Source organism: Methanothermobacter wolfeii (assembly GCF_025397995.1).
Lineage (GTDB): Archaea > Methanobacteriota > Methanobacteria > Methanobacteriales > Methanothermobacteraceae > Methanothermobacter > Methanothermobacter wolfei.
Window position 1 is genome coordinate 975,554 of sequence record NZ_CP104550.1, and the last position, 25,061, is coordinate 1,000,614.

The following is a 25,061-nucleotide window of genomic DNA, read 5'->3' on the forward strand; positions in this document are numbered from 1 at the left end:
TTTCATTCCTCTACAAGGTGTTCCTCCAGCTGAGCCCTTATCTCTGGAGGTATCGGTTTCTTCTTCTGCTCGATGAAGTCATAGTGAACGAGGACCGCCCTGCCCCTTGCCTTGAGCTCTCCGTCCTGCCAGGCTTCATGTCCGATGGTGAAGGATGAGTTTCCGATATGGGTTATGTAGCTTCTGATCTCAACGTCGCTCCCGTAGTACATCTGTGCAAGGAAATCGAACTCTGTCCTTACGAGGATGAGTTTCCATTTCTCATAGCTGAGGTCCAGGTCCGGTGTGAACATCCTGAATATGGGGTTCCTTCCCTTCTCAAACCATACTGCAAGAACAGTGTTGTTAACGTGCCTGAGTCCATCAATATCCCCGAAGCGGGGTGTTACTGTTATTTTGAACATCCTATCATCCATCTAGAATGGTGTGTAAACAACTGCCAGTATCCTTGCCTTTTCTTCTCCTGCTGCATGGAGGTGGTGCGGTACTATGGAGTCGTAGTATATGCTGTCACCGGCCTGGAGGGTGTAGGTGTCCTGGCCGTAGATTACCTCGATTTCACCCTCAAGGACGTAGATGAACTCTTCACCCTCATGGGATGATAGTTTGAAGTCGTCCTCATGGATTTCAACGTCTATGATGAAGGGTTCCATGTGCCTGTCACTTTTGCCTGCTCCCAGGGAGTGGAAGTTGAGGTTGCTTGATCCTGTTTCATCTTCACGTCCTGAGAAGTGTATTACCCTCCGGGTCTTACCCTTCCTGACTATGATGGGTTCATCCTGTATCCTGTCATCAAGGAGCGTTCCAAGCCGGACTCCGAGGGTCCTTGAGATCTTTATGAGGGGTGTCAGTGAGGGGAGAACGTCGCCCTCCTCTATTTTACTTATGAGTTCCTGGTTAACACCACTTCTCTCTGCGAGTTCCTGGATAGTGATGTTCTGGTTATCTCTGAGCTGTTTTATTCTCTCTCCTACCGTGTTCTCGGGCACGCAATCACCTTAAAAATTTGCATCTGAATTAATATTCTGGGATAATCCCTTTAAAAAAATTGCTGTTGGACCCTAGTCCGTGTTCCAGCGGGTGTTATTGCGGGATTTAGTGGTGTTTATGTATATCAGTTCCTGGGTTTCATTGGCTGTTGTGTTGTTTGTGATGTTCATGACGTGTTTCCTGAGGGTTACCGGCTGGAAGCCAGGGTTACCGGCTGTTTCAATGCGTTCTTCCGCCGGGAGGATCTGGGTGGGGATTTCAACCGCAAAGGATGGCTTCAGAACCATGCATACCGATGATGAAAAGCCATAGGCAATCAGTGCAATCATGAGAACCGCGAATAATCGTCCCCTCTTTGTTGAATTCAACTTAACACCTCTTTAAGATTCTATTGACTTTATTGTATTTTAATGTTGGCTTCAGACGGTATGTTAGGAGGCGACTCTGACTCTAGTCTTAAATATCTAATCCAATAGAGGAACATAAAGGTGACTGTCATGAAGAGGATCACTGCTGTTATCAGGCGAGAGAAACTTGAGGATGTTAAGTATGCCCTTGAACTTGAGGGTATAGAGGGGATGACGGTTACGGATGTGAGGGGAAGGGGCCAGCAGATGGGGATAAGGGAGAGCTATCGTGGAATGGATTACTGTGTTGATCTTCTTCCCAAGGTGGAACTTGAGATCGTTGTAGATTCAGGGGACCTTGAAAGGGTAGTTGAAACAATAATTGAGAATGCCAGGACAGGGGATATAGGTGATGGCAAGATATTCATATCCGATGTGGAGGATGTTGTGAGGATAAGGACTGGTGAAAGGGGAGAAAAAGCCATCTGACACGTAAGCATAATAGAGGTTAATTAATTTCATTAGTCTTCTATTTTATCTGAATATATTAATTTTTATTGAATCATATTCTGAAAATATAATTAGAGAATACCGAAAGGTTTATATAGAATTATCACCCACCATCATACTGTCGGAAGATTGCTTCTGCTTTCCGGTATTGATTTGGTTAAGGAGGAATTTAATGGACGCGGTATTAAACTCAGGGGACACGGCCTGGCTGCTCATATCAACAGCCCTTGTAATGCTCATGACAGTTCCAGGCGTTGCTCTCTTCTATGGGGGTTTAACAAAAAAAGAAAACGTTTTAAACACGATGTTCATGTCACTGATAGCCTTCTCAGTGACAAGTCTCATATGGGTCCTCTACGGCTACCAGTTTGCCTTCGGACCTGATATAATGGGATTCATAGGAAGTCCCGTGAATCTTTTCATGAACGGAATAGGAGTTGAGAACCTCGCGGAACTTGCACCAACAGTCCCAAGCTTCATCTACATAACATTCCAGCTAACCTTCGCTGCAATAACAATAGCACTGATATCAGGTGCGGTTGTTGAAAGGATGAAATTCTCAGCATGGCTGGGTTTCATAGTACTATGGGTAAGCCTAGTATATGTCCCTGTAGCCCACTGGGTGTGGGGTGGAGGATTTCTGGCCCAGCTGGGAGCACTTGACTTTGCAGGGGGTACGGTTGTCCATATAAACTCAGGTATGGCTGCACTGGCACTTGTATACCTCCTCGGTAAGAGAAAGGACACAAGACTGCTGCCACACAACCTTGGATACTCAGTTATAGGCGCTGCACTGCTATGGTTCGGCTGGTTCGGTTTCAATGCAGGATCAGCCCTGACAGCAGGAGGACTGGCTGCATCAGCATTCCTTGTGACCAACACGGCTGCAGCCGCGGGTATGGTATCATGGGCAATTCTTGACTACCTTAAAACAGGTAAAGCCACCGTACTTGGCGGTATATCAGGCGCAGTTGCGGGTCTGGTTGCAATAACACCTGCAGCAGGATTTGTAACAGTACCTGCAGCGATAATCATAGGGCTTGCAACAAGTATAGTATCATACCTTGCAGTATCATACCTCAAACCAAGGGTAGGATATGATGATGCCCTTGACGTCTTTGGTATACATGGAATGTCAGGTATATGGGGTTCAGTTGCAACAGGACTCTTCGCAGCCCCCTTCATAAATGAACTTGGAACAGGGCTCTTCTACGGTAACCCAGGACAGCTCACAGCACAGGTAATAGCAGTTGCCGTGGTGGCCGCATACTCATTCATAGTAACACTGGTGATAGGTAAAATCCTTGACATTGCAGTAGGTCTCAGGGTAAGTGACAGGGAAGAGATAGAGGGTCTTGACACCAACCTCCATGAGGAGTCAGGTTACCGAATTTAGGTGATAGTATGAAGGAAATAGTTGCCATCATAAGGCCTGAAAAACTTGAAGAAGTTAAAAACGCCCTTGAAGAAGCAGGATGCCATGGAATGACGGTTACAGAGGTCAGGGGACGGGGAAGGCAGCTCGGCGTAACAGAGAGTTACCGTGGAAGGGACTACAGGATAGACCTTCTCCCGAAAACAAAGATCGAAATAGTTGTCAACGATGAAGAAGTCGACAGGGTGATTGAAACAATAGTCAAAAACGCCCAGACCGGGGACATAGGTGACGGGAAGATATTCATATCCAGTGTGGAGGATGTTGTGAGGATAAGGACAGGTGAAAGTGGTAAAAAAGCTGTTTAAAAGTATTTTATATTCTTATTCTTTCTTTTAATTTTTCAGGGACAAAAAAGAAACCTTTTTTACCATCCATATACAGACATATGAACAAAAAGGATTACATAACTTGAGGTACATCACACCATTTATACTGATATTCATTCTCATAACAGTTTTTACCAGTGCAGGTGCCAACACAACTGAGAACACCACCGCAGAGAATGTAACCATTAAAAATACAGGAAACAATGCACTGATTCAGCCAATGGCAACTGAAGCCTCTATTACCATAAACCCTACCTACCTTGATCTTGGAACAGTGGAGCCAGATGGTATCGAAAGAAGCTACTATGAGGTTACATTTTTAACCGCATCCCAGAGAGGCCAGCTTAGATTATACGTTTATTCAGAATCAGACAGTCTCATGAGTACAGATAACCAGGAAATACCCATATCAAACCTAAAGTACAGCATAAATTATAACAGCCCATATGGACTGATAGTGGTGGAAAAAAAATCATTCACAACCACACCCTACCTGTTCTGGCAGAGAAATGGAAATACAGAGGTGGAAATACCAATCAATTACCATATAACAGTTCCACCCTTCATAGATCCAGGTACATACAGCACCAGAATCATATACCAGGCAATCTAAAAAAAATTAATTTTAGGGGAGACTACCATCCCCTGTCCTGCATCCTGGCCTCATCAGGGATCTCACTGATTTCAAGGCCCCTCATCGCGGTTCCAAGGCCCCTTGAAACCTCCGCTATAACCTCGGGATCATCATAGTGAGCTGTTGCCTCAACTATGGCCCTTGCATAACCCTCAGGGTTATCTGACTTGAATATACCTGAACCCACAAAGACGCCGTCTGCACCAAGCTGCATCATGAGGGCCGCGTCTGCAGGTGTTGCCACACCCCCTGCTGCAAAGTTAACCACAGGAAGCTTACCAAGCTTTGCTGTTTCCCTGACAAGTTCAAGGGGTGCTTCAATCTTTCTTGCGAATTCCCAGAGCTCCTCTTCCTCCTTGTTCCCTATCTCCCTGATCTCACTCATCATTATCCTCATGTGCCTTACGGCTTCAACGATGTTACCTGTCCCTGGTTCGCCCTTGGTCCTTATCATGGCAGCCCCCTCATCTATCCTCCGGAGTGCCTCGCCGAGGTTCCTTGCACCGCAAACAAATGGAACGGTAAATTTTTTCTTATCAATGTGAAAGCGTTCATCCGCAGGGGTTAAAACCTCACTCTCGTCTATCATGTCAACACCGAGGGCCTCCAGGACCTGGGCCTCAACGAAGTGTCCTATCCTTACCTTGGCCATGACAGGTATGGACACCGCGTCCATTATCTCCTGGACCTTGTTGGGATCAGCCATCCTTGCAACTCCACCTGAGGCCCTTATATCAGCGGGGACCTTCTCAAGGGCCATGACAGCGACTGCACCGGAATCCTCTGCAATGGCTGCCTGTTCAGCGTTCACAACGTCCATTATAACGCCGCCCTTGGTCATCTTTGCAAATCCTTTCTTGAGTACTTCTGTACCATGCAGCATGATCAATCTCCTCCATTAGAATAATCATTAACATTTATGAATGTCGGTCTTTAAATAGCTATTGCGGATCCCAAAATATTTAAGTGGACCCCTCAACATATAAATGTAAAAACTGGCGTGGTTGAAATGGTTGCCGGAACATTCACAGGATCAGTAATCTACTCACATGGAATCCCAGCAGTCCTTGGATTCATCAGCATGCTGCTCATATGTAACGGGGTCATGGATGAAAACAGGGAACAGTTACTTGGGGGTGTGGGTCTCTTCTTTGCAGCGGGACTCCTCCCATTCATCATACTGCCCCTCATCCTCGGGATCTGATCCCGGGTAAACGGTTTATTATCATGCACAAAGTCAGCTCTTTTTAAATTTTACCTTCAAGTTTTCCCGTGGCCATCATTGAGGCGAATCTACCTGCATCCAGTGGCCCCGCCCGCTGCCTCATATAGACGTAAGCCGCCATGTAGGTATCCCCCAGGCCCGTTGGTTCAAGTTCCCTGACTGCCTCCACAGCCTTTACCTCCATTAAACGGCCCCTGCGGTATATAAAAGAACCCCTGCTTCCTCGGGTCACCACAGCCTCATCAACATGTTCACCCATGAGCATAAGGGCCCTTCTCCTCTCATCTGCTATTACTCCAAGCTCATTCACATCAAGAAAGACCGCATCTGAACAGTCAAGGACACTCCAGATTTTCCTGCTGAATCCAAGTGAAACACCAGGGTTCCCCTGGAATCTGAGGTAGCCCTGCAGTCCCGTGTAGAGGCTGTGCCCTTCTCCCAGAAATTTAAGGGTGCTGATGGGTATGTCCGATGGCAACAGTGGCCCTGCAAGGACAGCGGTCCACCCCTCTCCCGCCATCTCCACAATATCATCTACATATAAAGGGTTTTCAGCAAAGTTTGATCTCTGGATCCTGTCATCAGGGTCCCCGTCACTGTATATGTTCTCAAATTCAACCGTTGCCTCCCTGTATACAGGGATGATTTCAGTGTCCTCTGGAAAAGCCTCAAGGAGGTGAAGATCCTCCTCTGCAATGGTCACGACGGCGGTGTGCTCCACCCCGAGATAGGACAGGAGCCTTGCGTAATAGTATACAGCTCCACCTGTCCTTAACGATACCCTCTCCCCCCTTATTATCCGGTCCCTGCTCACGGGGCCGATAAGGAGGTATCTCTCTCCTGCCTTCAACCGGGCATCAACCTCCCCTCATGGAGCGCCCTTCCAGCAAGGACCCTTCTAACCCCCATGGCCTCAAGTTCAGGGATCTCCTCAGGTAGCACGCCTCCCCCAGGGACGATCCTGTCAATGAGCGGCCTGAAGACCTCAAGGAGTTCCCTGTTAAACCCTGCACCCGTACCCACCGAGCTGATATCAAGGAGTATTATGTCACCGGTCTCCATCCCGAGGAGTCTGTCCCTCAACTCCTCAAGTCCAAGGTCAATGCCGGCTGAGTAGAGCTCCATGTCCTTCACATCAACGCTTATCACGGTCCTTGAAGGCGGGTACCTTCTGATTATCTCTTCAAGTTCCTCAAATGATGATAGGGTTTCGGTTGCAGCCACAACCATGGAAGCGTGTTCAAGGAAGAATCCGAATGTTTGAGAATCCTTAACCCCCGCATCAAGGATTACCGGGAGCACATGGTTCACCCTCCCCACCACATCAAGGTTGTGGCCTTTACCTTCAATGGCGTCAAGGTCAGCTATGTAAACCGATCCTGCACCCATGGCCTTCAGGGAGAGGGCTATGCTCACAGGGTCCGGTGTGTCTGAGAAGACCGTCTCAAGGGGCCTGTAGTTTTCACGTTCACCTGATTTACCGGATACTGCCATTCCATTCATAAGGTCAAGGACGGGTATGATCTCCATGGTATCACCGTAACTTATAGTATAATCTGGTAAGGAATAAAATATGCTCGCCATCACCTCAGACGATGAACAGAACACTATCTGCTCTGAAGAGATAAAAATAGTTTTGATCCAGAAAAAAACCTTTTCCAGCGAAAAAAGGAAGGGGGGAATCTCTAACCCTGCACCATGATGAGTTTACCTGTCTTTGGGTCCCTGTAGACGGTTCCCATCTCAACGAAGCCCTGACCTGAACCCGAACTGGTCTGGGGTGTGTCGTTGAGTTCCTGGCCCCTCTGGACCTCCACCGCCTTCTTCATGGCCTCCATGGTCTCCTGCCTCTCCTGTGGTGTCATGTCTGCAAAGACAACGTTCTGCATGTTCCAGGAGAGCACAAGGAATATGAGGAATCCGACTGAGAGTACCAGCATTGCATCAACAAGGTTTGCGCTCCCTGCCATTGGATCCTCTTCATTTTGATCCGACAGGAGTCTTCGCCGGCGCCTCAGCGGCATTCTCCATCACCTCCAGTACAGCTTCGGCCATGGTCTCAAGGTTTGACATGTACTCCTCGTACCATCTCCTCCTGACCTTGGAGATGACATAGGCTATACCACCGGATGCGAGTCCAACGACCGTTGTATCGAATGCTATTATGATGGCTTGTGCCAGTGTGTTTATGTCACCCGCCCCGAGGGCTGCAAGGCCGGGGCCCATGGGGATGAGGGTACCCATCAACCCGAGGGTCGGGCCAAGCCTTGTTACTATATCCGTCTTCTCAAGGCTCTTGGCAGCCCTGAGCTCCTCATTCTCTATGAGTTTCCTTGCAAGGGCCTCCCTTGACTTTGTTCCAAGATTTTCTGTGTTTACAATGTCCCTTAGAACATCCTTCTGGCTCTGGGGTATGTTCATTGAATCAACAACTTCCATTATCCTTTCAGGTGTCCCCGGGTTTGATATTGACTTTATGGCGGATTCTATTTCCTTCACATCTGTCCTTATCCTTCCGGAGTACTCTGAGATCATGCCACCCAGTGTTACTATGGCGTATACCATGAATGCCAGAAGCCCTGCTATAACAGGTATGAGGAGGCTCTGGGAGACAACGTGCAGGGCACCGCTAAGTATTTCACTGCCTGGTACTGCAACCATACTAATTCACCTCTCATTCTATAAAAGTGCTTTTTTTCTTGTTAAGGTAGATTCCAAGTCCTATAAGTGCCAGTGTCCCCAGGACAACGTAGATAATCGTATCTATACCCGGCACCGTGAGGGGTGTCATTTTCATTGTCATGACACTGTTGACATTTGGAAGTACGATGGCGGCCGTGAGGAAGTAAAGGCCTGCAAACAGCATGAAGTTACCTAGGAGTACAGGGTAAGGTTTATCTATGGCCCTGGAGATTCCATTGGCAAAGATATAGAAGAATGCTATGAATGCTGCGAGTATGACGCCTGAATATTTGCCGAGGGTCACCGCTGAAACACCGATTATGGGTGAGATGAGTATTATGCTGACCAGCACCGCCCCGAAGCAGCAGGGGCATGGAGCCACCATTGCAACGCATGCCGTCCTTGCAGTGTCCCGCCGGTGTTCCTTCCATTCACGGAGGGTGTGTACACCTGCAAATATGAGGATCGCTGCCATGATTATGGTTATCAGTGAACTGTAGGTGTTGAAGAATCCCTGAACTGAGCTGATGTATGCGTTTGCAAGGGCCGATAGACCAAAAACTCCAAGACCGTATCCTGCTGTTACAAGGGCCGCCATCCGTTTTGAGAGTCCGGCAAATCCCATTGCCAGCCCAATTTTAACTCCAAATATCAGAAGAACCGAGAGTATTCCAGCCTGCCATAGTAGGTTTGCAATGTCCATGATCCACACCTTCTCTTTCACATAGCATTTATGATTAATTAGTATATAAATTAAATTATTACTCAAACCAGGAATCAGAGGATGAAGTTAATACTCCCATCTGGAAGAACCCGGAACCTTATTCAATCAATTTTTATAAAAAATAAAATAAAACTGATATTTATATTTTCCGGAAAAAAATTGGTGAAGGAGGTATTCACCTCCTTCCAGGTCCAAGGAAGTAGCCCACTCCTACAAGGGCAAGGAGCGCCACAATACCTATGACTCCGTAAACAGGGAAATCCTGCTTCTCATTTAGTGTTTCAGGAGTCTCTTTAACCTCATAGGATTTCTGTGGACCTGTTCCACCTTCTGAAGCACCTGCCGACGAACCCGTCCTTCCACCTGACGAACCACCAGGTGATGGGTTCACAGGACCGGTGACAGGACCCGTAACTGGATTTTCACCAGGATCTGAAGCAGGTTCAGGGGCAAATATCGCCGCACCGGTTGCTGCATACAGTGCTGATGTGAATTTCCCTTTAACATCGGCGGACATGTACTGGCTCAGCCACTTCATGAGCTCCCTGTCACCACAGATTGACCCTGAACATGAAACACCATGCTCAGCCACATAGGATCCAAGGGCCTCTGCAATGTAGGCGAGTTTCTGTGGACTGGCATCCCACTGGCCCCTGTTCGCCATCTCAGCAAAGTGGGCCAGGATATCCATTGCAGCGTAGGGGTTCCTTGAATAGGCCACGCTGATTCCAAGGTTATACCTGTCTGCAACAACTGCATCGAAGTATGCGTCCCAGAAGGCGCTGTCAAGTAGGTCCGGTACGGTGTACTCCCATCCCACAAGGTGGGACGTGTACTTCGCTATGGTCCTTGGTCCGGAGTAGCCCTCACTGAGGATGCTCCTTATCCAATCAGGGTTGAGGTACCTTGTCCTGTACTCCATCGCTATGAACTGCTTCAGGGTCATGACTGCCGGGTTTGCCGGGTTGGAGTATCTGAGCACATAGAGATCAGGGGCCCTTCCATTGTTCATCATTTCAATGGCCATTGAAAGTCCGCCGAAGTAGTCGAAGTAGTCGTCGTTGTCAGCCACCCCATACAGATTCGTGCTCCTGCTGTGGTAAGCCGTCTGAACACCCTTCAGCAGTTCCTTAAATGTATAAGGCATTGAAACACCCCAGGAACGTTCACTGTAGGCGTGGCTCATCCTGTTGAAGTAGATCTCTGCAAGTTCGCTCCTGTCATTCCAGGTCCATGACATCTCGGCGCCCTTACTGACACCCGCACCATAGTCACCCACAGGCGGGGCGAAGATCCTTGTAATGGCTATTTCACCGGCCTCTATGGCGTTCAGTCCCATGGCCATATATTTCAGGGTATCGTTGATCCAGTGCTTTGCGATGTAATTGGTATCCAGTGACTCGTTGCCCCTGAAGTTGGTGTACTTTGCATCAACAAGGGTCTGGAGCACGTAGTCCAGGGATGTCCTGAGTTCCGGGTGCTCCTCAACAATCCTTCTGTATGAGGCTGCAAGGGCAACCCTGTAGGCCCTGTCCATGTTTATGAGGAGCCTCGGGAAGAGGTCCCTGAAGAGTCCGCTGGTTGTTACAATCGGGTCCACCCTGGGTCTTTCTGTCAGAGCAGGGAGCCCTGAAGCCGCACGTACCGTGTTGAGATCCGTGAGTAGCTGTGATAGTGGTGTTGCCTTTATGCTTCCAGCCGAACCCGTTGATGACCATGTTGGCTCCACACCCATGAGTCTGAGTACGAAGGATACCATTGTACCGTCATCACGGACAGTTTCAACACACCATACAACGGCAGCCACCTTCTCAGGTATGACATCGAACTGTGCAAGTGCCATGTCAGCCAGCCTCTTACCCAGGTTCCATGCCGTCCTTGTCGGCATGAGGTTCTCTGATACCGCATAGAAGTTACTGCCTGTTGGAAGTGCCATGGGGTTTCCTGATGGGGTCGTTACCTGAACGTGGTGTTATGAACCCCCCGTTAAGGGCATCGAGAAGCGAGTTCATCTCTGAACCGAAGCTCTGATTTATAAGGTAAGCGTATCCCTTTGCCCTGTTAAGGAGTTCTATTATCTGTGCATCGTCTGTTAGGGTCTCCGGTGCTCTTCCCCTTATTATCTGGAGTATCCAGTCCACTGTCCTGTTGTTAACCTCTTCTGCCTGGATCGCCGTGAGTTTATCGAAGTCCATGCCCATGCTGGAGGCTATAAGCCTCTGGAGTGATGGACTGGATGGTCCTCCGTCTGCGGATACATGGCTGCTGCAAGTAGAGCCACCTCTTCATCGGTCCAGGTAAGGCCGAATGTGTGGAGCCCGACAGGCATGAGGGTCTGCTGGAGCATCACAAGGTAGTCATCAACCCTTTCAACGTCGTCCTCTGTGAAGTTTTCAGGGTTTATGTTGATCTCCGGGGCGATGTTTAGCTTTATAACCATGTTCCTTATGGACTCAAGGTACTCAGCCTTAAGGGGGCTTGCATCCGGTGTTCTTGAGTAGGTGTCTATAAGTGCCCTGAGATCGAGGAGGTCACCGTAGAGCTGGGTTGTCTTAAGTGGTGGTGTTAGATGGTCAACTATAACGGCGTATCCCCTTCTCTTGGACTGTATGCCCTCACCCACACCGTCCACGATGTATATGTATACTGAGGGCTTTGTACCGGCACATATCTGTGAGAAGTCAAAGCTGCTCAGGGCTACCTGTTTCCTTGGGAGCCACTCGTAGGTTGCGTGTCTTCCAATGTGGACCTGTGCATCGGCATTGAAGACCGTGTTAACCCATGCGTACCATGCAAGGTACTGGTGTGGTGGTGCAACGACCGTGCTGTGGTAGAGCTTCTCAACATCCGCCTCCCAGCCACGCTGGGGCTCCGGTCCTATGAAGACGTTGCCAAAGAGTATACCTGGAATTACGATGTACTTCTTACCGTTCCTTTCAACAGTCATGATGTTTCCCGGTGCCTCGCCCCATCCGTTGAATCCAGGGACTGAAAGGCTCTGGAATTCATTCTTAAACTGATAGAAAAGGTTCCATGATGCTTCAGTGCTCTTACCAGTCTTTGCATTCTCCAAAACTGCTTTAAGTGCTTCTGTCATATTTCCTATCAGTCTAACTGCCTGCTGTGCCTTTTCAGGGTAACTGTTTGCAAGGGATATCATCTCTGGGGTCCATTTATCGATGGTTTTGATGGCTGCGGTGTATGCCGTGTCACTTGATATGTAGTCAAGTGCAAGTCTGACCATCTCTTCAATGTAGCCCACGGGTCCCTCGATTACCTGTTTACGGGCAACCGGGTTGAGGGTCTGGAACCATGCATAGTACTCATCAGCGTCCCAGAGTATGATCTGGGGTTCATCTGCAAGCCTTTCAAGTTCGCCGGGTGCCCAGATGGCAACGTTGATGCCCCTCTCAACCAGGAGCCTGACAAGGTCATCAGCCGTTGAAGGGAACCCTGAAACACTGTACCCTGCACTCTGCAATGCCTTAAGGATTTCAACTATAGTCTCCGGGACGTTGAGGTAGCTTGCACCTATGTTACCCTTTCCCGGTGGATAGTTGTAGTATATGAGTGCTATCTTCTTCTCAGAGTTGGTGAGGTACTTCAGCCTGACCCAGTTACCGATCCTGTCTGCAAGGTAATCCATCTGCTCCTCTATCGGAGTGTATGCGACGATTTCAACCCCTGTTACCGGGTCAATGCTCTTTGCGGGTGCTGCGACGAAGATGGGTTCAATGATCCCCTGTGTCTCGGGTATCGCTATCTGGTAGTAGGTGTCGCTCCAGAGCAGCCCGTCATCCGAGAGCAGCCATTCACCCTCCTCCCTCTTGGTTGATATCATGGCCCTGAAGACAGGCACATTCATCTTCTCAAGTAGAGCAGCGGTCTGATTGACGAATCCTGAGCCAAGGGTGAATGTTGTGAAGCTTACAAGGGCATCTATCCTGTACCTGTAGTAATCACGGTTTGCCTCGTATTCTGCTGCGGTGACAACCCTTGATGGGTCTGCCGGGTCGTAGGTGAAGAACTTGACCATGGCTGAGTAGATGTTGAGTGGCTGTGTCCCGTTAACACCTGAATAGGCACCCACCACGGGTATGACATTCATTCCACGTGCAGTGAGTTTTGCTATTATGCTGTCAAAGTGGGCCATGTCCCCTAAGAGGAGTACGCTGTCAAGTCCCGCGATTCCAATGGTGGGCCTTGATGGGTTAAGGGGGTATGCTGCAAGGTACTCTGCGAGGCTGGTGAAGACCCTGCCGTCCCTGTAGAGCATCTCTGCAGGGAGAGTTACGGGTGCTGATGGTTCCCATGCTGAGGGCCAGGTCCCTCCATTCATCACCGTGAAGTTCTTGAGAAGGAGTTTGAACTGGTTTTCATAGTTGATGGTCCCCTTCTTTGCATAGTAGAGACCGTAGGCTACCCATGGGGCAAGCTAGGGGTATGTGTTCACGTATGCCATTAGACGGGATTCATTGGAGTTTTTAAGGTCGTACAGGATTGTGTTTTTCGTGTCGGTGTTTCCTATGACTGATGATGGAATACCGTCAAATATTCTGACTCCATTTATCTGTGACATGCTGGTAAGGTCAGGGTCGCTTTCAAGGACCATGAATATCTTGTTTGACCTATTGGATGCTATTTCAGGGTAGGCATTCATGACGTTCCTGAAGTTTCCTGAGTCAAAGAGCCACTCTGCAATCACTATATCTGCGGATTCTATAAGCGCCCTGAGTTCCTCGGGGTTCATGCTGGCTATCTGCGCTGTGGTCCTCACCTCAAAGCGTACCGTCCATGTAGATTTATTCTCTGGATCGTAACCCGGCTGTGATGGATTTATGAGGTCCATGACCTTCTTTGCAGCGTCATTGGTCATCTTGGAACTTGTAGATGAATGTATCACAAGCACCACAGGGTCTTTAATCTGATCCGTGCCATTTACTGTCAAAGGATCTGTATCAACCTGCGTAGTGTTGTCTGCTGCTGCCACGGTCTGGCAGAGCATTGCCATGAGAAGAACTGCTGTTACTGTCATCAGATGTTTTCTCATAACTTTTCACCTCCTTTCATTTTTTTATATGGTATTATGCTGTACTCATAGAAAAACATTTATTATTACTGAATCAGGGATGTATAAAAAATTAGTATTATTAGATCCATATTATTACTTAATTTATATAATTCCCTGAGAAAAGTAATAATCGGACTGAAACAAAAAAAATAAAGGGGAGGTTTTATTTTCCTGCTCCGCCTCTCAGGAATCCGAATGCCACGAGACCTGCTGCAACAAGAACCCCGACGATACCGTAGACGTACCATGCTGATGAACCGCTGCCGCTACCTGAGGAGGTTACGTTTTCAACCTCATAGGCCCTGGCAGGGGCTGGTTCCTCTGTGGATTCTGAAGCAGCGCCAACCTCTGCAGGTGCTGCCACGCTTGCTGAAAGGCCAGGTGAAACACCGCCTGTCCTTCCTGTAGTTCCGGTTGACCCATGGACACCGCCGGTTGAACCACCTGGAAGGCCTCCTGGAACTCCGCCAGGAATTCCGCCCTGGTTGCCGCCATCCACAGGTACCTGAGGTAGAATGTCTGCAAGTGTCCTGTCTGCAGGTATGCCCTTAACAAAGGCAAGTGGACTGCCACCATCTGCACCTGAAAGTATCATCTGAAGTTCAGATTCGGTTATGTATCTCTCTGCCTCTATTTTCACGACTGGGGCTGCTGTCATGTAAGATGGTGTTTCACCCTTGTAGAGGCTTATGAAACCTGCTATCTGTTTTTCTCTTTTGGCCTCATCGGTTGTGCAGTCACTCACATCAAACTGCGGCCACTGGAAGCCGATGATAACAGCCCTTCCAACCTTTTTGACACTGTCCCAGATGATCAGGATACCTTCAATTGAACCTCCAAAGTCATCGTCATCGGACATGGTATCTGCGCTTGGAAGCCTGAGGTTGAAGTAGGTTCCCTGTCCAGGTGAGACTCCCAGCCTGTAGACTATTGCATCGTCCTTGCAGTAGATGGTGTTACCCAGGTAGATGTAGCTCTCGTTCTCATTGAGTGGGTAGTTGTTGAATATGTGCTCGGTTATGATGTAACCCGGTGATACACCTGGACATGCATGGTCATGGAAGAGGAATGTGAGTATCTGGTCGTAGGGCGGGTCGTGTCTCCATGCGTTTGCTATAGTCTGGATATTGAACCATCCATCCATTGCAAAGACCTTTGAAACCTTGTCTGTAAGCGCTGTGCTGTTAAGGGTCCTTGGACCAATGTCGTTCACGTATTTGCCGTCTGATGCATTGCTTGCAACTAGCTGTCCTGTTGCAGGGTCATAGTAGATGTACACCGCATCCATTGTAACTCCATCATAGCCCCTGAGTACAAATGTGAACCAGAGTGGCTTCCAGAGCGGCCTGTGGATTGGTAGGAGCGTTGCCCTGCTGAGCCTTGATCCGAGAACATCAAATATTCCATCCCATGCAGCGCTCGTATCCTGTCCGTTGAGCCTTGAATAACCTGCTGATGTGAGTACAACAAGGTCCCTGTCATCCTTCTCAAGGTTTATACCCTTTTCCTGAAGGAATAACTGCTTAGCAAGGTTTGCAGCATCAGCACCGATCTTCTTTATCTGCTCGTAGGTCAGGGTGCCCTGTGGCAGTGGATTGTTTTCACGTGTTGCATTTGGAAGTCCCAGGCTGTCAATGTATGCCATGTCAAGGCCATGGGCCCTCTGGGCGCTTATATTGTACACATTTCCATTCGCATCCCTGACTGTTGTGTTGCTTGCTGAACCAAGGAGATAGTAGTAGTGGGTTACGTTGAGGTCGGTAAGTTCCCTTACTATGGTGACGAGGGATGTTGGGTCCTGTTTAAGTTTACTTATGAGCCATGCGTTGAATTCAAGCTCTGTCCTCTTACCGGTCTCCTGCTGGAACTGCTGCCTCAGGGCTTCCTTGTCGAACTTCATGATTATAAGGTCGCCCTTGAGGGTTTTTGGGTTCCATCTGATGAATCCAACAAGGTTTGTGTCCGCACCTGTGGCTGTTGTGTTGAAACCGCTGTATGATCCTCCCTTACCCGGTGTTGTGTCAAGGAACATGAGCAGGGAGTCATCGTCTGAGTCGCCCGGGACACCTATGGTGATGTAGTTTGTTATCTCACCTGGAGAGCCCGGTGATGTGATGTCCATGATCGGTGGGTAGTACTTGAGCAGTGTGAGGCTCATTGCGTAACCGCTTATGGTACCGAGGCACATGTGCCCGTGGAAGGCCGCTGCCCTCAGGAGGTCTGCTGGAGCATCCTGCATCCATGCATTGGCAAGGCTTGCAACAGGGAATGCGTGTTCCCCGTATTTACTTACAAGAAGGTTCCAGTTGGCCTCTGTCATGTTCTTTAAGAGGTCGATGGTGTATATCGGTTTCCCATTGACTGTTCTGATGACAACAGGTGTTGTGCTTGCATTCTTGAAGAACACTCCAGTTAACGTGTTCCCCTTCTGGAGGATGAAGAACGTGTCCAGGGGATCCACGGGAGTCTTCCTGATCATCAGGAGGTTGCCCTTACCATAGGTGACAATTCCTCGTGCCTGATTCAGTATGCCCTCAATCACATCCTCTGATGTGTCGCCCCTGTACTTGACAATGCCTGCTGTTGTGATTACAAGGACATTTCCACTTGAGAAGTTGAGGATCTCATCTGCCTTCTTTGTTATTTCCCTTCCGAGCCTGTAGGCGTCGGTTGCATTCATCTTGAATGAGAGGTGTGCATAGTAGTTCGGATCAGAGTTATCGTAGGGGTTCCTGGATAGTGTGAAGTGGTGTAAAATGTCCTTGTAGCCGGGGGCTGTTATTTTTATTGTGAACCTGGTTGTTTCCGTAACCACAGGGGGCTGGAAGGTTATCTTTGTCATGTTGCTTGCCGGGTCAAACCTCTTTGTGAAGTTAAGCTTTTCACCGTTCTCATCACTGATGTAGTTTATGTCTGGATTGATGCGGGTGTTGTCATCTGCGAATTCATACGTGACATTCACCCCCACCTCACATTCTGGCGTTACTGCTGAAGCAGAGCCCGTCAGTGCAACAGCAAAGAGAAGAGCCATTAGAACCATGAAATACTGTCTTCTCATACCTTTTCACCTCCTTTTATCTTTAATTATTAATAATTTACAGAACTATAATGGAAGTAATAACATATATAATCATTTCGTTAATACCTTTACCTGTCGTGAAGGGATAAAAGTAATACTCAATTTTACTTGATAAAAAAAGGATTCATGGGGAAACCCCATGAACTGATTGCTGGAGGGAAAAATTTAATATCCAACACCGTACTGGTGTTACACTTATATCTAAAATATGATGAGTATTTAACACTTACTATTTCATTTGTATTAATAATTAATGGGTTCCTGAGGACTCCACAGTAATAATCAACTCATCTGAAGTTTAATTGAACTCATGAGAGCTTGATTGGATTGAAGGTCCTAATCAGGGGATTTGAATACAAGTACAGATGTATTGTTAACCTTACCCGATGGTAGAACAATGCCTGCCCTCCTGAAACCCCTTACATCCTCATCACCTACAGGTGAGTAGAGTATGGCCCTCATCCCGGTGTAGGTCCTGTAAATGACCCTTGTATCCCCATCAACATAGCGGTGGATGTTCCTGAAAACCCTCTCCTTTGGCTCTGCAAGGGCCGCCACAAGCACTATGTCGAATTCAAGGTCCCTTATTGCTGTCTCATCACCGTTGATTACCCTAACATCCCCTTCAAGTCCAAGTTTCTCTATGACCCTTCCTGCAAGTTCCGCCAGTTCGGGTTCAACTTCAACAACCGACACCCCCATGCCATGGACACTTGCCAGGAGAATCCCTGTGAGGGGAGGGGCCCTCCCCCAATAAAGACTATTCTTTCACCCTCCCTGTACCTGCCAAGGGTTGCCTCATTTTTAAGGAGCTCGATGTAGCGAGGGTAAAAGTAGAACGACCCTAGCGTCTTCCACGGGTCCTCTGAGGCAAGGACCTCCTCAGCCTTTTCAATTTCAAGTTTCATCCCGAGGTTGACGTAGAATCTCCTTATTACCCTGAGGGCATGATTCATCCCGGGATCATCAAGGATGTGCTTTGCAGATTCAAAGTCAATGGACTCATCATGGGCTATCTCCTCAATCTCATCAAGGAGGGGGATTACGGCTTCAACGTTCATCCCATGTATCCCATAATCCATACCCTCAAGTCTTGATGCTATCGACCTGATCCTATCCCAGTAGATGTAACAGCTCATGAATATACTTCCATGTAGTTTGTGGACGATGCTCCTTTAATTGGATTAATAAACGGATCCAAGGTTTATGGATGATCCCCCATCCAGATCTGAATTAATAACAGACCCCCTATGTTATCATAAACAGGCATCCTTTATTCGCCGGCACATATTAGTTTTGCCATGGTACTTATAGGAGATATGGATACATATTATACACAAGGAATGTAGTATTACATATAATCCTTAAAATCGTGATAAAGTATTACTTTGGGGTGGTGTTTATTATCAGAGTAACGACACCGGGAGAAGAATAGGATCCTAAATCAGTCAGGGCATTTCTCTTCAGGATGATAAAGAGGGAGTTCGGTTTTGATTACATACCCGAGTACCACAGGGACATAGTCAACCTTGAAGAATACTACCTGGAACCTGAAAGGAACACCTTCCTCCTTGCCTGCATTGGTGACAGGCTGGTTGGAACCCTCGGCCTCCGCGCCTATGACCGTGAATTCAAGGGCCTCAATTACGACCCTGAAAGGACGGCCAGCCTCTGGAGGGTCTTTGTGCATGAGGACTGCAGGAAGATGGGTGTTGCATCATACCTTGTGGAAATTGCAGAATCCTTTGCAGCAGAGAAGGGCTATACCCGTATCTACCTTCACACTCATAAACACGTTGAGGGTGCCCTTGAATTCTGGCTCTCAAAGGGTTACAGCATAGTTATTGACACTGACAATGAACTTGGAACCGTCCACATGGAAAAGTCCCTTAACAGGAGTTCAATGGGAAACCAGGATTTCAGTGGAACCTGTTCTACCATAAAAAGAGGAGGAACAGGGCATCAGATGACATTTTTTTGAGCGAAAGGATTGCTTGATGCCCTGTTTGAGCTGGCTTCCGTTGATATCCTAGGAGGAATTCATGCTCAGAGATATACTTGGCAGAGGATATATAAATACTTTTTGAAAAAAAATTATTACTCATTTTAAGTGAAAAGGTTTTCAGTATTAAACCATTCACCGGGATAGAGTAAGGTAAAATTCAGTAATTATAAATCAGAAGCAGCGTCCCCGATTAAAGGAAAAAAACTTATTATTCCCTGTAATCCTCAAGGATGTCCTCAAGCCTCTCATAGGCCAGGTCAACCGCCTCATCAACTATGGAGGGATCTGCATCGGAGAGTTCATCCAGGTAGACCTCAGCACTGATATCAACACTGAGTTCATCATCATATTCAACCCTGACAGAGACGTCAAGGTCGACTATTTCCTTCCTCGGCACCCTCTGTAATATGTATTCAGAAACAGTGTTATGGAGGAAAATGGATATCTCATCCAGATCCCTCCGGGATAACCGTCTCAGAGTCAATTAATTACCCATCCCCGGGTTGATTCCAGCGCCCTTCATTGCCTCCTGGATGTTAACCTGCATCTCCTGGAGTTTCTTCATGACGCGTTCTTCCTGCCTCTCAATGGTCTTCTCCCTTAACTGTAGGGTTTCAAGTTTTTCCTGGAGCTCCTCTGTAATCTCATCCTTATCAACCTTGATGAGGATGTTCCCTGAGCTCTTGAATACCTCTGCATCATCTGCAGCCTTGGAAAGTTCATCAAGGGCCTTCTGTGTCTCATTAATCTGCATTTCAACCGTCTGTTTCTGCACAGATATTGCCTGTGCCTGCTGCTGCAGCTGCTGGAACTGAGCCAGCTGATGCTGTACATTCTGTGGAAGTTCCATAATATCACCTTCAAATATTTAATCGGATAAATCCAGGGATTTAAGTGTATCAATCATCTCCATGGACAGTTTAACCCATCGGATTGATGAGTTAAGGGCCGCCCTGAATGACGCCGAATCAGTGGCGCTTATACTTATGGTTATCAGGTCATCATCAAGGTCAATGGACATTGAGGACCTTTCAGAGGGTGAATCCTCAACTTCAGGTTTAACCGCCCTGTAAATAACAAGGGCCGTCTCAGGGTCCCCTGTGGAAACTTCGATTTCACCCTGGATGCTCCTCAATGCCAAGGTCACTCACCCATCCTGATATCCTTTATGATAAGTTTAAAGCCAGAGGGCCTGCCCTCCGAATCAATGAGTTCCATCACACCCCTGTAATCACCGGCAGGCCTTATATCCCATGCACCCTCCCTAACCGACGGGTCATGTTCAAGGCCCATGAGCCGGCAGATTGTGTGGAGATCATCAGGACAGGACCTTGCACTTCTGGCAGCGCCCCTGAGACTGACGGGTTTAAGGTCAAAGGAAGCGTTGAAGAGGATGTAACCCAGTTCATGGCCCCTTTCATCAAGGAATGTTATCCTTGCAGGGTTACCATGTCTCTCAAAGAGGATTGCGGCAGGACCCCCTGCATCGATGAGGACCTCGCGCAGGTTCATCTTCCCCCTGTTTATGTAGGTCCATCCGAGGATCCTTGCAAGCCTCTGGGCAAAGGACCTTGTGCGCTGGGATGGCTTCCTTGAGGTTGTAAGAAGCATCCTACCGTGCCCTTATGGTCCTCTTAACAGGAGGCACCTCCTTGAAGAGGATCCTGTACCTGCAGCGCGGGCACTTGTTCTCCATGTACTTTTTGGGGTCTATCAGGGTTCCGCACTGGGCGCATCTATACAATCTATTTACCTCCAACTATCCTCTTGATGTTACGGGCTGCTGTTTTACCCAGGGGGTTACAGGCAGATAGGCGCCGCCTGTGAAGACAGCACCGCACTTTCTGCATTTCCATATGCCCCTGCTCTCCCTCTTAACACCGGGACGGTCACAGCGCGGGCATATGTGCTTCTTCTTCATCTCCTCTTCGATTTTCTTGACTGCTCTTTTAGCTTTACGACCGTAACGTGGACCGAAACGTCCTGTAATACCTACTTTCTTTGTTCTTGCCATTTGTATCACTCCAGTAAATCTGATGTTATAGATATTGTCAGATCAGTATTTAAGATTTGGGGAGCCATAGGGCCCCATGGATATCCTGGATCATGCCCTGAGACTCAGGGGGACATGGAATTCTCAAGGTACTCTATGAGCTGGGGCACCTTCTCCCTTGCAATTGAAACCGCCCTGAGGACATCATCGCGTGTCAGCGGGCCTTCACCACCCTTCTGCATGGCGCATATGTTACCCTCTGCGGTTACACCTATGGATAGCCTTGCCGTCAGTATATCCTCCTCCTCAAGGCAGGGGTCAAGGATTATCTCGTTACCGATCTTTGCAAAGGTGCACATGAGGGCCTTCCTTGTGATGGGCAGCGGCTGCATTTCCTCGGTGTCAATGACAACCTCTCCGTCCTCAACCCTTGCTGTGGGTATTCTTGCATCAAGGAGGGCTGCCACGGTTGCAAGGACGGCAGCGTCAAAGAGGTTGCCGTCGTAATCTATTATGTGGAGATCAAGGAACAGCATCCATACCTTGCTACCCTCAACTATGCAGAGCTTCTCAAGGTCTATCATCTGGCTCTCCCTTATGCAGCGGTCAACCACCCTTGAGAGTTCCACCGAGCGTTCATCGGGTGGCCCCGGCTCAAAGGTTGGTGATGCCATGGGGAGTAGCTCGGAATTTGTGAGTATAACACCCATCTGGGGGGTGTCAGGGAAGGGCTCTCTGATCTGGGGCTTCACACCAACTATTATCTGTGTGTTGCCCAGTTTAACCCTTGAAGACCCCTCTGCCTTTGATATGACGCCTGTTTCAATGGATATGTCCCTGAATTCATGAAGTGACCTTCCATCAGCCCTCTCCTTATTGTTTATAAGGTTGGTTATGCTTTTCCTTGTTATTTCGGGTATTATATTCATTTTACTCACCATACCTCTTTCTCAGGGCCTCTTTCTGCACTTCATGTATCCTGAGGCAACCTTCAACTGCAAGGTCAAGGGCCCTTTCGAATTCATCCTCAGAGAGGTTTCCATCGCTCTGGAGCAGTGTTATCTCCTTTGACCTGGCAAGTATGGCCACGGGGACGTCTGCCTGGCCCTCCTTATCCTCCTTCTCAGAGGGGTCAAGGACTACCTGGTCATCTATCTTACCCGCGGCGCAGGCAGCGACCATGTCCCTCATGGGTATGCCTGCATCTGCAAGGGCCACCGATGCTGCTGTTATACCCGCACACCTTGTACCTCCCTCTGCCTCAAGGACCTCTATGAAGACGTCTATAACTGATCTGGGGAATTTTTCAAGGAGCAGTGCGGGCCTGAGTGCCTCTGCAGTTATCTTAGAGATTTCAACGGACCTCCTGTCAGGGCCGGGTCTCTTCCTCTCATCAACAGAGAAGGGTGCCATGTTGTATCTGCACCTTATCACAGCCCTGTCGGGTCGCTGCAGTTTCCTTATCTGGGCTTCCCTTGGCCCATAGACTGCTACCAGTATTTTGTTACCACCAAATTCCATGTAAGATGAACCATCAGCCCTTTCAAGGATTCCTGCCTCGATTTTAATGGGTCTGAGTTCATCGAAGGCCCTTCCATCCTCCCTTACACCGGAAGGGGTTTTTGATTGATCCTGTGTGATGATATGAACCACCTCTACTCATCAGACTTACTATCCTCTTCTATCCCTTCAGAGGTCTCCTCCTCATCCCTTTCCTCAAGATCAGGGGATTCTTCCTCTTCCATTTTCTCTTCAGTGCTTTCAGGTTCAGGTGGAGCCTCCCCGGATTCATGATAAGTTTCTCCTTCATGTTCGGTGGGAGTTTCCTCCTCTGACACTGTGAGTTTATCAAGGAGTTCCCTTATCCTGTCTGTGAGCCCTGATGTATGGGCCTCACGGTCTATCATGAGTATAACCTTTTCAGCTATCCTCTCCATCTGGGGGTCTCCCTTGATCCAGACAACACCGTTCTGGCCCACGACGATGTCACAGCCGGTTTTCTCCTTTACCATGTTTATCATTGAGCCGCGTTTACCTATGAGCCTCGGCACCTTGGTGGGTGTTATGTAGACCAGTATGCCGTCCCTGAATTTCCCAAGACCTCTTCCCTTAAGGCCGAGTTTAACCTTCTTAACCTCATCAACGTCCACTACCCTTAAAAGAAGAACGTCGCCGATCTCAAAGACCTTTTCAAGCTCCCTCTTATCCTTACCAAAAACCTCTGATGCCGGCAACATGCCTGTGTAGGGGGAGTTTATGTCAAGGCCCCACATTGAGAACCTTATATCTGTTATTTCACCTATAATAACGTCGCCCCTCTTGGGGATGTATTTGCTCTGGAGGGGTATCACGTTTATCCTTTTATTCCTCACAGAAACGAGTCCAACAAGGGAGGAGCATATCCTGCTATCCTCCTTGAAGGTGCCCATACCAGGGTAGTAATCGTTTTCTGCCAGTATCTGACCTGGAACAACCAGGTCCTTATCCTTTACAAGTATCACATTATGCCTCCCTGTTTTTTGAAGGCAAAAAAGGAGAGGAAGGTTTTATTTGATGATCCTTGTTTCAAGGTTGCCCCCGGTCAGCTCACTGAGCTTCTGATAGAAACTGTCCTGAAGGCCGCCTGGTATCTCAACCACCGCTATCCATGAACCGTCGCTTTGCCACTTCTCATTCTTTATTTTCCCGAAACTGGATATTACACCGTAGGCTGAACCAGCCTTTTCACCGGGTATCTTTATGGCCACCTTGACCTTTTCAAATTTGATGGGTATCTTTGTCCTTATTGCCTTCAGGATTATGTTGACCTGCTCATCAACCGTTTTGAATGGATCAACATGAACCTTGGCTTCTTCCATCGCCCTTTCAATCCTCTTTGGAGGGTGAGGAAGCCCTGTCTGGGGGTTTATACCTTCACGGGCTATTTTACTGACTATCTTTTTGTGCTTATCCTCTATCATCTGCCTTCTCTGCTGTGCAGTGAGCTGTATCGTCCCCTTCTGAAGGATGATTGGTGTTACCTCCAGGGGGTCTGAGGTTTCAAAGACCTTCCTCATTGCCTCCTCAGATGCCTTATCACCCTTCCTGGCGTCCCTGAAGACCTCCTGGACTGCCAGGACATCCTCCACACTAACATCCGAGTCTTCCCTCCGGAATTCAGCTGCCAGGTCAGGGTCTACAAGGATCTCAAATCTTTCTCCATGGGATTCAAGACGGGCGATAACCGCATCTTCAAGGCTAACCATTTTTCTACTCCTCTTCCTCCTTCTCCTTCCTTATCAGGAGTTCCTCAACATGATCCTTGATCTCATCATCGTTGAGCCTGCGGTATCTGCCTTCCTCTGAATCTATAATTGCTATTTCAACACTCTCAGGTGTTGTTTTACCCTCTGTGGCCTCATAAACCGCGTCAAGAGCCAGTTCTATCGCCTGATTCAGGTCCATTCCTTCCTGGTATTTCTTCTCAAACTCTTCCATTGCAGCGGGTCTTCCAGCCCCTATGGCTGTGGCCTTGTACTCTATTAGCGCACCGCTAGGGTCTGTTTCGAAGAGTCTGCAGCCCTTACCATTGACGCCTCCAATTATCAGGGCTGTTCCAAAGGGCCTCACACCGCCGTGCTGGGTGTACATCTGTTTCATGTCACATATCTTCTTGGCGAGGCTCTCAACCCTTATTGGCTCGTTATAGGTTATCCTGTTTATCTGCGCCTCCAGTCTCGCCTTCTCAATTATTGCCCTTGCATCCGCCACAAGCCCTGATGTTGCAGCCCCTATGTGTTCATCGATCTGGAATATCTTTTCTATTGATTTTGGTTCAACCAGCTTGCTTGTGGGTCTCTTATCCACAACAAGAACTATTCCATCCTTTGATTTAACTCCAAGAGATGTTGTTCCTCTCTTAACCGCCTCTCTTGCGTATTCTACCTGGAATAGCCGGCCATCCGGGCTGAATACTGTAATGGCCCTATCATATCCTGCACTTTGAAGTGGTTGCATTTTTTTAACCTCTCTTTATTGATAAAATAATTCTGAGTTAC

At 48.2% G+C, this 25,061-nt stretch carries 32 protein-coding genes and 1 pseudogene; 6 read left to right on the forward strand and 27 right to left on the reverse strand.

The annotated features are described in order from the left end of the window. Window positions 1-2 precede the first annotated feature (2 nt). From N5910_RS05250 to N5910_RS05260, 3 genes are all read right to left on the reverse strand, one after another. A complete protein-coding gene (locus tag N5910_RS05250; protein ID WP_074359763.1) occupies window positions 3-404 on the reverse strand; it encodes an acyl-CoA thioesterase in 402 nt (133 codons plus the stop codon). 12 nt (window positions 405-416) lie between these two features. Next, window positions 417-989: a helix-turn-helix domain-containing protein gene (locus tag N5910_RS05255; protein WP_074359029.1), complete on the reverse strand. Its 573-nt coding sequence runs from the start codon at window positions 987-989 to the stop codon at window positions 417-419. A 72-nt stretch (window positions 990-1,061) separates the two neighbouring features. Then, window positions 1,062-1,358, reverse strand: a complete 297-nt coding sequence (locus N5910_RS05260; protein WP_074359030.1) for a hypothetical protein — start codon at window positions 1,356-1,358, stop codon at window positions 1,062-1,064. A 129-nt stretch (window positions 1,359-1,487) separates the two neighbouring features. Between N5910_RS05260 and N5910_RS05265 the strand changes: the two genes are divergently transcribed. From N5910_RS05265 to N5910_RS05280, 4 genes are all read left to right on the forward strand, one after another. Further along, window positions 1,488-1,826 (forward strand): P-II family nitrogen regulator, encoded by a 339-nt coding sequence (locus N5910_RS05265; RefSeq protein ID WP_074359031.1) that lies wholly within the window; start codon window positions 1,488-1,490, stop codon window positions 1,824-1,826. Between the two features lie 193 nt (window positions 1,827-2,019). Continuing rightward, on the forward strand, window positions 2,020-3,243 hold the full coding sequence (locus N5910_RS05270) for an ammonium transporter (RefSeq protein WP_074359032.1): 1,224 nt from the start codon (window positions 2,020-2,022) through the stop codon (window positions 3,241-3,243). Between the two features lie 8 nt (window positions 3,244-3,251). Then, window positions 3,252-3,590 carry a P-II family nitrogen regulator gene (locus tag N5910_RS05275; protein WP_191216002.1) on the forward strand — a complete coding sequence of 113 codons (339 nt, stop codon included), beginning with the start codon at window positions 3,252-3,254 and terminating at the stop codon, window positions 3,588-3,590. Window positions 3,591-3,693: 103 nt separating this feature from the next. Next, window positions 3,694-4,224, forward strand: coding sequence for a hypothetical protein (locus N5910_RS05280; RefSeq protein ID WP_191216003.1), 531 nt, complete (start codon window positions 3,694-3,696; stop codon window positions 4,222-4,224). Between the two features lie 22 nt (window positions 4,225-4,246). On the opposite strand, the gene pdxS is transcribed toward N5910_RS05280, so the two are convergent. Next, on the reverse strand, window positions 4,247-5,128 hold the full coding sequence (gene pdxS / locus N5910_RS05285; protein WP_074359035.1) for a pyridoxal 5'-phosphate synthase lyase subunit PdxS: 882 nt from the start codon (window positions 5,126-5,128) through the stop codon (window positions 4,247-4,249). A 126-nt stretch (window positions 5,129-5,254) separates the two neighbouring features. On the opposite strand from pdxS, the gene N5910_RS05290 reads away from it, so the two are divergent. Then, entirely contained in the window at window positions 5,255-5,449 is a 195-nt protein-coding gene (locus tag N5910_RS05290; protein ID WP_074359036.1) for a hypothetical protein, read from the forward strand. 43 nt (window positions 5,450-5,492) lie between these two features. Here N5910_RS05290 and N5910_RS05295 read toward each other — a convergent pair whose 3' ends face one another. The 12 genes from N5910_RS05295 to N5910_RS05350 form a co-directional block, all read right to left on the reverse strand. Further along, complete coding sequence (locus N5910_RS05295) at window positions 5,493-6,320, reverse strand: PfkB family carbohydrate kinase (protein ID WP_191216004.1); 828 nt, start codon at window positions 6,318-6,320, stop codon at window positions 5,493-5,495. After that, entirely contained in the window at window positions 6,317-7,000 is a 684-nt protein-coding gene (locus N5910_RS05300) for a HisA/HisF family protein (protein ID WP_074359038.1), read from the reverse strand. Before N5910_RS05300 ends, N5910_RS05295 begins: the two co-directional genes overlap by 4 nt. 155 nt (window positions 7,001-7,155) lie before the next feature. Continuing rightward, complete coding sequence (locus tag N5910_RS05305) at window positions 7,156-7,494, reverse strand: DUF2149 domain-containing protein (RefSeq protein ID WP_074359039.1); 339 nt, start codon at window positions 7,492-7,494, stop codon at window positions 7,156-7,158. Then, complete coding sequence (locus N5910_RS05310) at window positions 7,451-8,131, reverse strand: MotA/TolQ/ExbB proton channel family protein (protein ID WP_191216005.1); 681 nt, start codon at window positions 8,129-8,131, stop codon at window positions 7,451-7,453. The genes N5910_RS05305 and N5910_RS05310 overlap by 44 nt, the downstream gene beginning before the upstream one ends. A gap of 13 nt (window positions 8,132-8,144) precedes the next feature. Then, the gene (locus tag N5910_RS05315) at window positions 8,145-8,855 is read right to left on the reverse strand and encodes a DUF2162 domain-containing protein (RefSeq protein WP_084531218.1); all 711 of its coding nucleotides are present in this window, start codon (window positions 8,853-8,855) and stop codon (window positions 8,145-8,147) included. 196 nt (window positions 8,856-9,051) lie between these two features. After that, window positions 9,052-10,812, reverse strand: coding sequence for a cobaltochelatase subunit CobN (locus N5910_RS05320; RefSeq protein WP_261599375.1), 1,761 nt, complete (start codon window positions 10,810-10,812; stop codon window positions 9,052-9,054). Further along, window positions 10,790-11,077: a cobaltochelatase subunit CobN gene (locus N5910_RS05325; protein WP_261599376.1), complete on the reverse strand. Its 288-nt coding sequence runs from the start codon at window positions 11,075-11,077 to the stop codon at window positions 10,790-10,792. The genes N5910_RS05320 and N5910_RS05325 overlap by 23 nt, the downstream gene beginning before the upstream one ends. An 8-nt stretch (window positions 11,078-11,085) precedes the next feature. Further along, on the reverse strand, window positions 11,086-13,263 hold the full coding sequence (locus N5910_RS05330; protein WP_261599884.1) for a cobaltochelatase subunit CobN: 2,178 nt from the start codon (window positions 13,261-13,263) through the stop codon (window positions 11,086-11,088). Window positions 13,264-13,311: 48 nt separating this feature from the next. After that, window positions 13,312-13,926 carry a hypothetical protein gene (locus tag N5910_RS05335; protein ID WP_261599377.1) on the reverse strand — a complete coding sequence of 205 codons (615 nt, stop codon included), beginning with the start codon at window positions 13,924-13,926 and terminating at the stop codon, window positions 13,312-13,314. A gap of 184 nt (window positions 13,927-14,110) precedes the next feature. Next, a complete protein-coding gene (locus N5910_RS05340; RefSeq protein WP_261599378.1) occupies window positions 14,111-17,005 on the reverse strand; it encodes an FmdE family protein in 2,895 nt (964 codons plus the stop codon). A 357-nt stretch (window positions 17,006-17,362) separates the two neighbouring features. Beyond that, window positions 17,363-17,722 (reverse strand): nicotianamine synthase family protein, encoded by a 360-nt coding sequence (locus N5910_RS05345; RefSeq protein WP_242451210.1) that lies wholly within the window; start codon window positions 17,720-17,722, stop codon window positions 17,363-17,365. After that, complete coding sequence (locus N5910_RS05350) at window positions 17,668-18,165, reverse strand: nicotianamine synthase family protein (RefSeq protein WP_013295878.1); 498 nt, start codon at window positions 18,163-18,165, stop codon at window positions 17,668-17,670. Before N5910_RS05350 ends, N5910_RS05345 begins: the two co-directional genes overlap by 55 nt. Window positions 18,166-18,494: 329 nt before the next feature. On the opposite strand from N5910_RS05350, the gene N5910_RS05355 reads away from it, so the two are divergent. Further along, a complete protein-coding gene (locus N5910_RS05355) occupies window positions 18,495-19,007 on the forward strand; it encodes a GNAT family N-acetyltransferase (protein WP_261599379.1) in 513 nt (170 codons plus the stop codon). A gap of 232 nt (window positions 19,008-19,239) precedes the next feature. Here N5910_RS05355 and N5910_RS05360 read toward each other — a convergent pair whose 3' ends face one another. The 11 genes and pseudogenes from N5910_RS05360 to psmA all read right to left on the reverse strand — a co-directional run bounded on the left by N5910_RS05360 (window position 19,240) and on the right by psmA (window position 25,020). Next, window positions 19,240-19,515, reverse strand: coding sequence for a DUF3194 domain-containing protein (locus N5910_RS05360; protein WP_013295880.1), 276 nt, complete (start codon window positions 19,513-19,515; stop codon window positions 19,240-19,242). Next, on the reverse strand, window positions 19,516-19,881 hold the full coding sequence (locus tag N5910_RS05365; RefSeq protein WP_013295881.1) for a prefoldin subunit beta: 366 nt from the start codon (window positions 19,879-19,881) through the stop codon (window positions 19,516-19,518). A gap of 18 nt (window positions 19,882-19,899) precedes the next feature. Next, complete coding sequence (locus N5910_RS05370) at window positions 19,900-20,178, reverse strand: KEOPS complex subunit Pcc1 (protein WP_013295882.1); 279 nt, start codon at window positions 20,176-20,178, stop codon at window positions 19,900-19,902. Continuing rightward, the gene (locus tag N5910_RS05375; RefSeq protein ID WP_013295883.1) at window positions 20,175-20,642 is read right to left on the reverse strand and encodes a Brix domain-containing protein; all 468 of its coding nucleotides are present in this window, start codon (window positions 20,640-20,642) and stop codon (window positions 20,175-20,177) included. Before N5910_RS05375 ends, N5910_RS05370 begins: the two co-directional genes overlap by 4 nt. Before the next feature lies 1 nt (window position 20,643). After that, window positions 20,644-20,775, reverse strand: coding sequence for a DNA-directed RNA polymerase subunit P (locus tag N5910_RS05380; RefSeq protein WP_048901205.1), 132 nt, complete (start codon window positions 20,773-20,775; stop codon window positions 20,644-20,646). A gap of 1 nt (window position 20,776) precedes the next feature. After that, window positions 20,777-21,045 (reverse strand): annotated as a pseudogene (rpl37A, locus tag N5910_RS05385) (50S ribosomal protein L37Ae). Between the two features lie 104 nt (window positions 21,046-21,149). Then, a complete protein-coding gene (rrp42, locus tag N5910_RS05390; protein ID WP_238337843.1) occupies window positions 21,150-21,953 on the reverse strand; it encodes an exosome complex protein Rrp42 in 804 nt (267 codons plus the stop codon). A gap of 1 nt (window position 21,954) precedes the next feature. Then, window positions 21,955-22,677 (reverse strand): exosome complex exonuclease Rrp41, encoded by a 723-nt coding sequence (gene rrp41, locus N5910_RS05395; protein ID WP_074359048.1) that lies wholly within the window; start codon window positions 22,675-22,677, stop codon window positions 21,955-21,957. 2 nt (window positions 22,678-22,679) lie between these two features. After that, the gene (gene rrp4, locus N5910_RS05400; RefSeq protein WP_191216010.1) at window positions 22,680-23,525 is read right to left on the reverse strand and encodes an exosome complex RNA-binding protein Rrp4; all 846 of its coding nucleotides are present in this window, start codon (window positions 23,523-23,525) and stop codon (window positions 22,680-22,682) included. A 45-nt stretch (window positions 23,526-23,570) separates the two neighbouring features. Beyond that, window positions 23,571-24,269, reverse strand: a complete 699-nt coding sequence (locus tag N5910_RS05405; protein ID WP_261599380.1) for a ribosome assembly factor SBDS — start codon at window positions 24,267-24,269, stop codon at window positions 23,571-23,573. Window positions 24,270-24,273: 4 nt separating this feature from the next. After that, entirely contained in the window at window positions 24,274-25,020 is a 747-nt protein-coding gene (gene psmA / locus N5910_RS05410; protein WP_261599381.1) for an archaeal proteasome endopeptidase complex subunit alpha, read from the reverse strand. Window positions 25,021-25,061: the final 41 nt, after the last annotated feature.

Bases quoted from the DNA above. Each gene is read 5' to 3' on its own strand.
- N5910_RS05250 (WP_074359763.1), bottom strand. From the start codon at position 404: ATGTTCAAAATAACAGTAACACCCCGCTTCGGGGATATTGATGGACTC.
- N5910_RS05265 (WP_074359031.1), top strand. From the start codon at position 1,488: ATGAAGAGGATCACTGCTGTTATCAGGCGAGAGAAACTTGAGGATGTT.
- N5910_RS05270 (WP_074359032.1), top strand. From the start codon at position 2,020: ATGGACGCGGTATTAAACTCAGGGGACACGGCCTGGCTGCTCATATCA.
- N5910_RS05275 (WP_191216002.1), top strand. From the start codon at position 3,252: ATGAAGGAAATAGTTGCCATCATAAGGCCTGAAAAACTTGAAGAAGTT.
- pdxS (WP_074359035.1), bottom strand. From the start codon at position 5,128: ATGCTGCATGGTACAGAAGTACTCAAGAAAGGATTTGCAAAGATGACC.
- N5910_RS05290 (WP_074359036.1), top strand. From the start codon at position 5,255: ATGGTTGCCGGAACATTCACAGGATCAGTAATCTACTCACATGGAATC.
- N5910_RS05300 (WP_074359038.1), bottom strand. From the start codon at position 7,000: ATGGAGATCATACCCGTCCTTGACCTTATGAATGGAATGGCAGTATCC.
- N5910_RS05305 (WP_074359039.1), bottom strand. From the start codon at position 7,494: ATGCCGCTGAGGCGCCGGCGAAGACTCCTGTCGGATCAAAATGAAGAG.
- N5910_RS05310 (WP_191216005.1), bottom strand. From the start codon at position 8,131: ATGGTTGCAGTACCAGGCAGTGAAATACTTAGCGGTGCCCTGCACGTT.
- N5910_RS05315 (WP_084531218.1), bottom strand. From the start codon at position 8,855: ATGGACATTGCAAACCTACTATGGCAGGCTGGAATACTCTCGGTTCTT.
- N5910_RS05320 (WP_261599375.1), bottom strand. From the start codon at position 10,812: ATGGCACTTCCAACAGGCAGTAACTTCTATGCGGTATCAGAGAACCTC.
- N5910_RS05325 (WP_261599376.1), bottom strand. From the start codon at position 11,077: ATGGGCATGGACTTCGATAAACTCACGGCGATCCAGGCAGAAGAGGTT.
- N5910_RS05335 (WP_261599377.1), bottom strand. From the start codon at position 13,926: ATGAGAAAACATCTGATGACAGTAACAGCAGTTCTTCTCATGGCAATG.
- N5910_RS05340 (WP_261599378.1), bottom strand. From the start codon at position 17,005: ATGAGAAGACAGTATTTCATGGTTCTAATGGCTCTTCTCTTTGCTGTT.
- N5910_RS05350 (WP_013295878.1), bottom strand. From the start codon at position 18,165: ATGAGCTGTTACATCTACTGGGATAGGATCAGGTCGATAGCATCAAGA.
- N5910_RS05355 (WP_261599379.1), top strand. From the start codon at position 18,495: ATGATAAAGAGGGAGTTCGGTTTTGATTACATACCCGAGTACCACAGG.
- N5910_RS05365 (WP_013295881.1), bottom strand. From the start codon at position 19,881: ATGGAACTTCCACAGAATGTACAGCATCAGCTGGCTCAGTTCCAGCAG.
- N5910_RS05375 (WP_013295883.1), bottom strand. From the start codon at position 20,642: ATGCTTCTTACAACCTCAAGGAAGCCATCCCAGCGCACAAGGTCCTTT.
- rrp42 (WP_238337843.1), bottom strand. From the start codon at position 21,953: ATGAATATAATACCCGAAATAACAAGGAAAAGCATAACCAACCTTATA.
- N5910_RS05405 (WP_261599380.1), bottom strand. From the start codon at position 24,269: ATGGTTAGCCTTGAAGATGCGGTTATCGCCCGTCTTGAATCCCATGGA.
- psmA (WP_261599381.1), bottom strand. From the start codon at position 25,020: ATGCAACCACTTCAAAGTGCAGGATATGATAGGGCCATTACAGTATTC.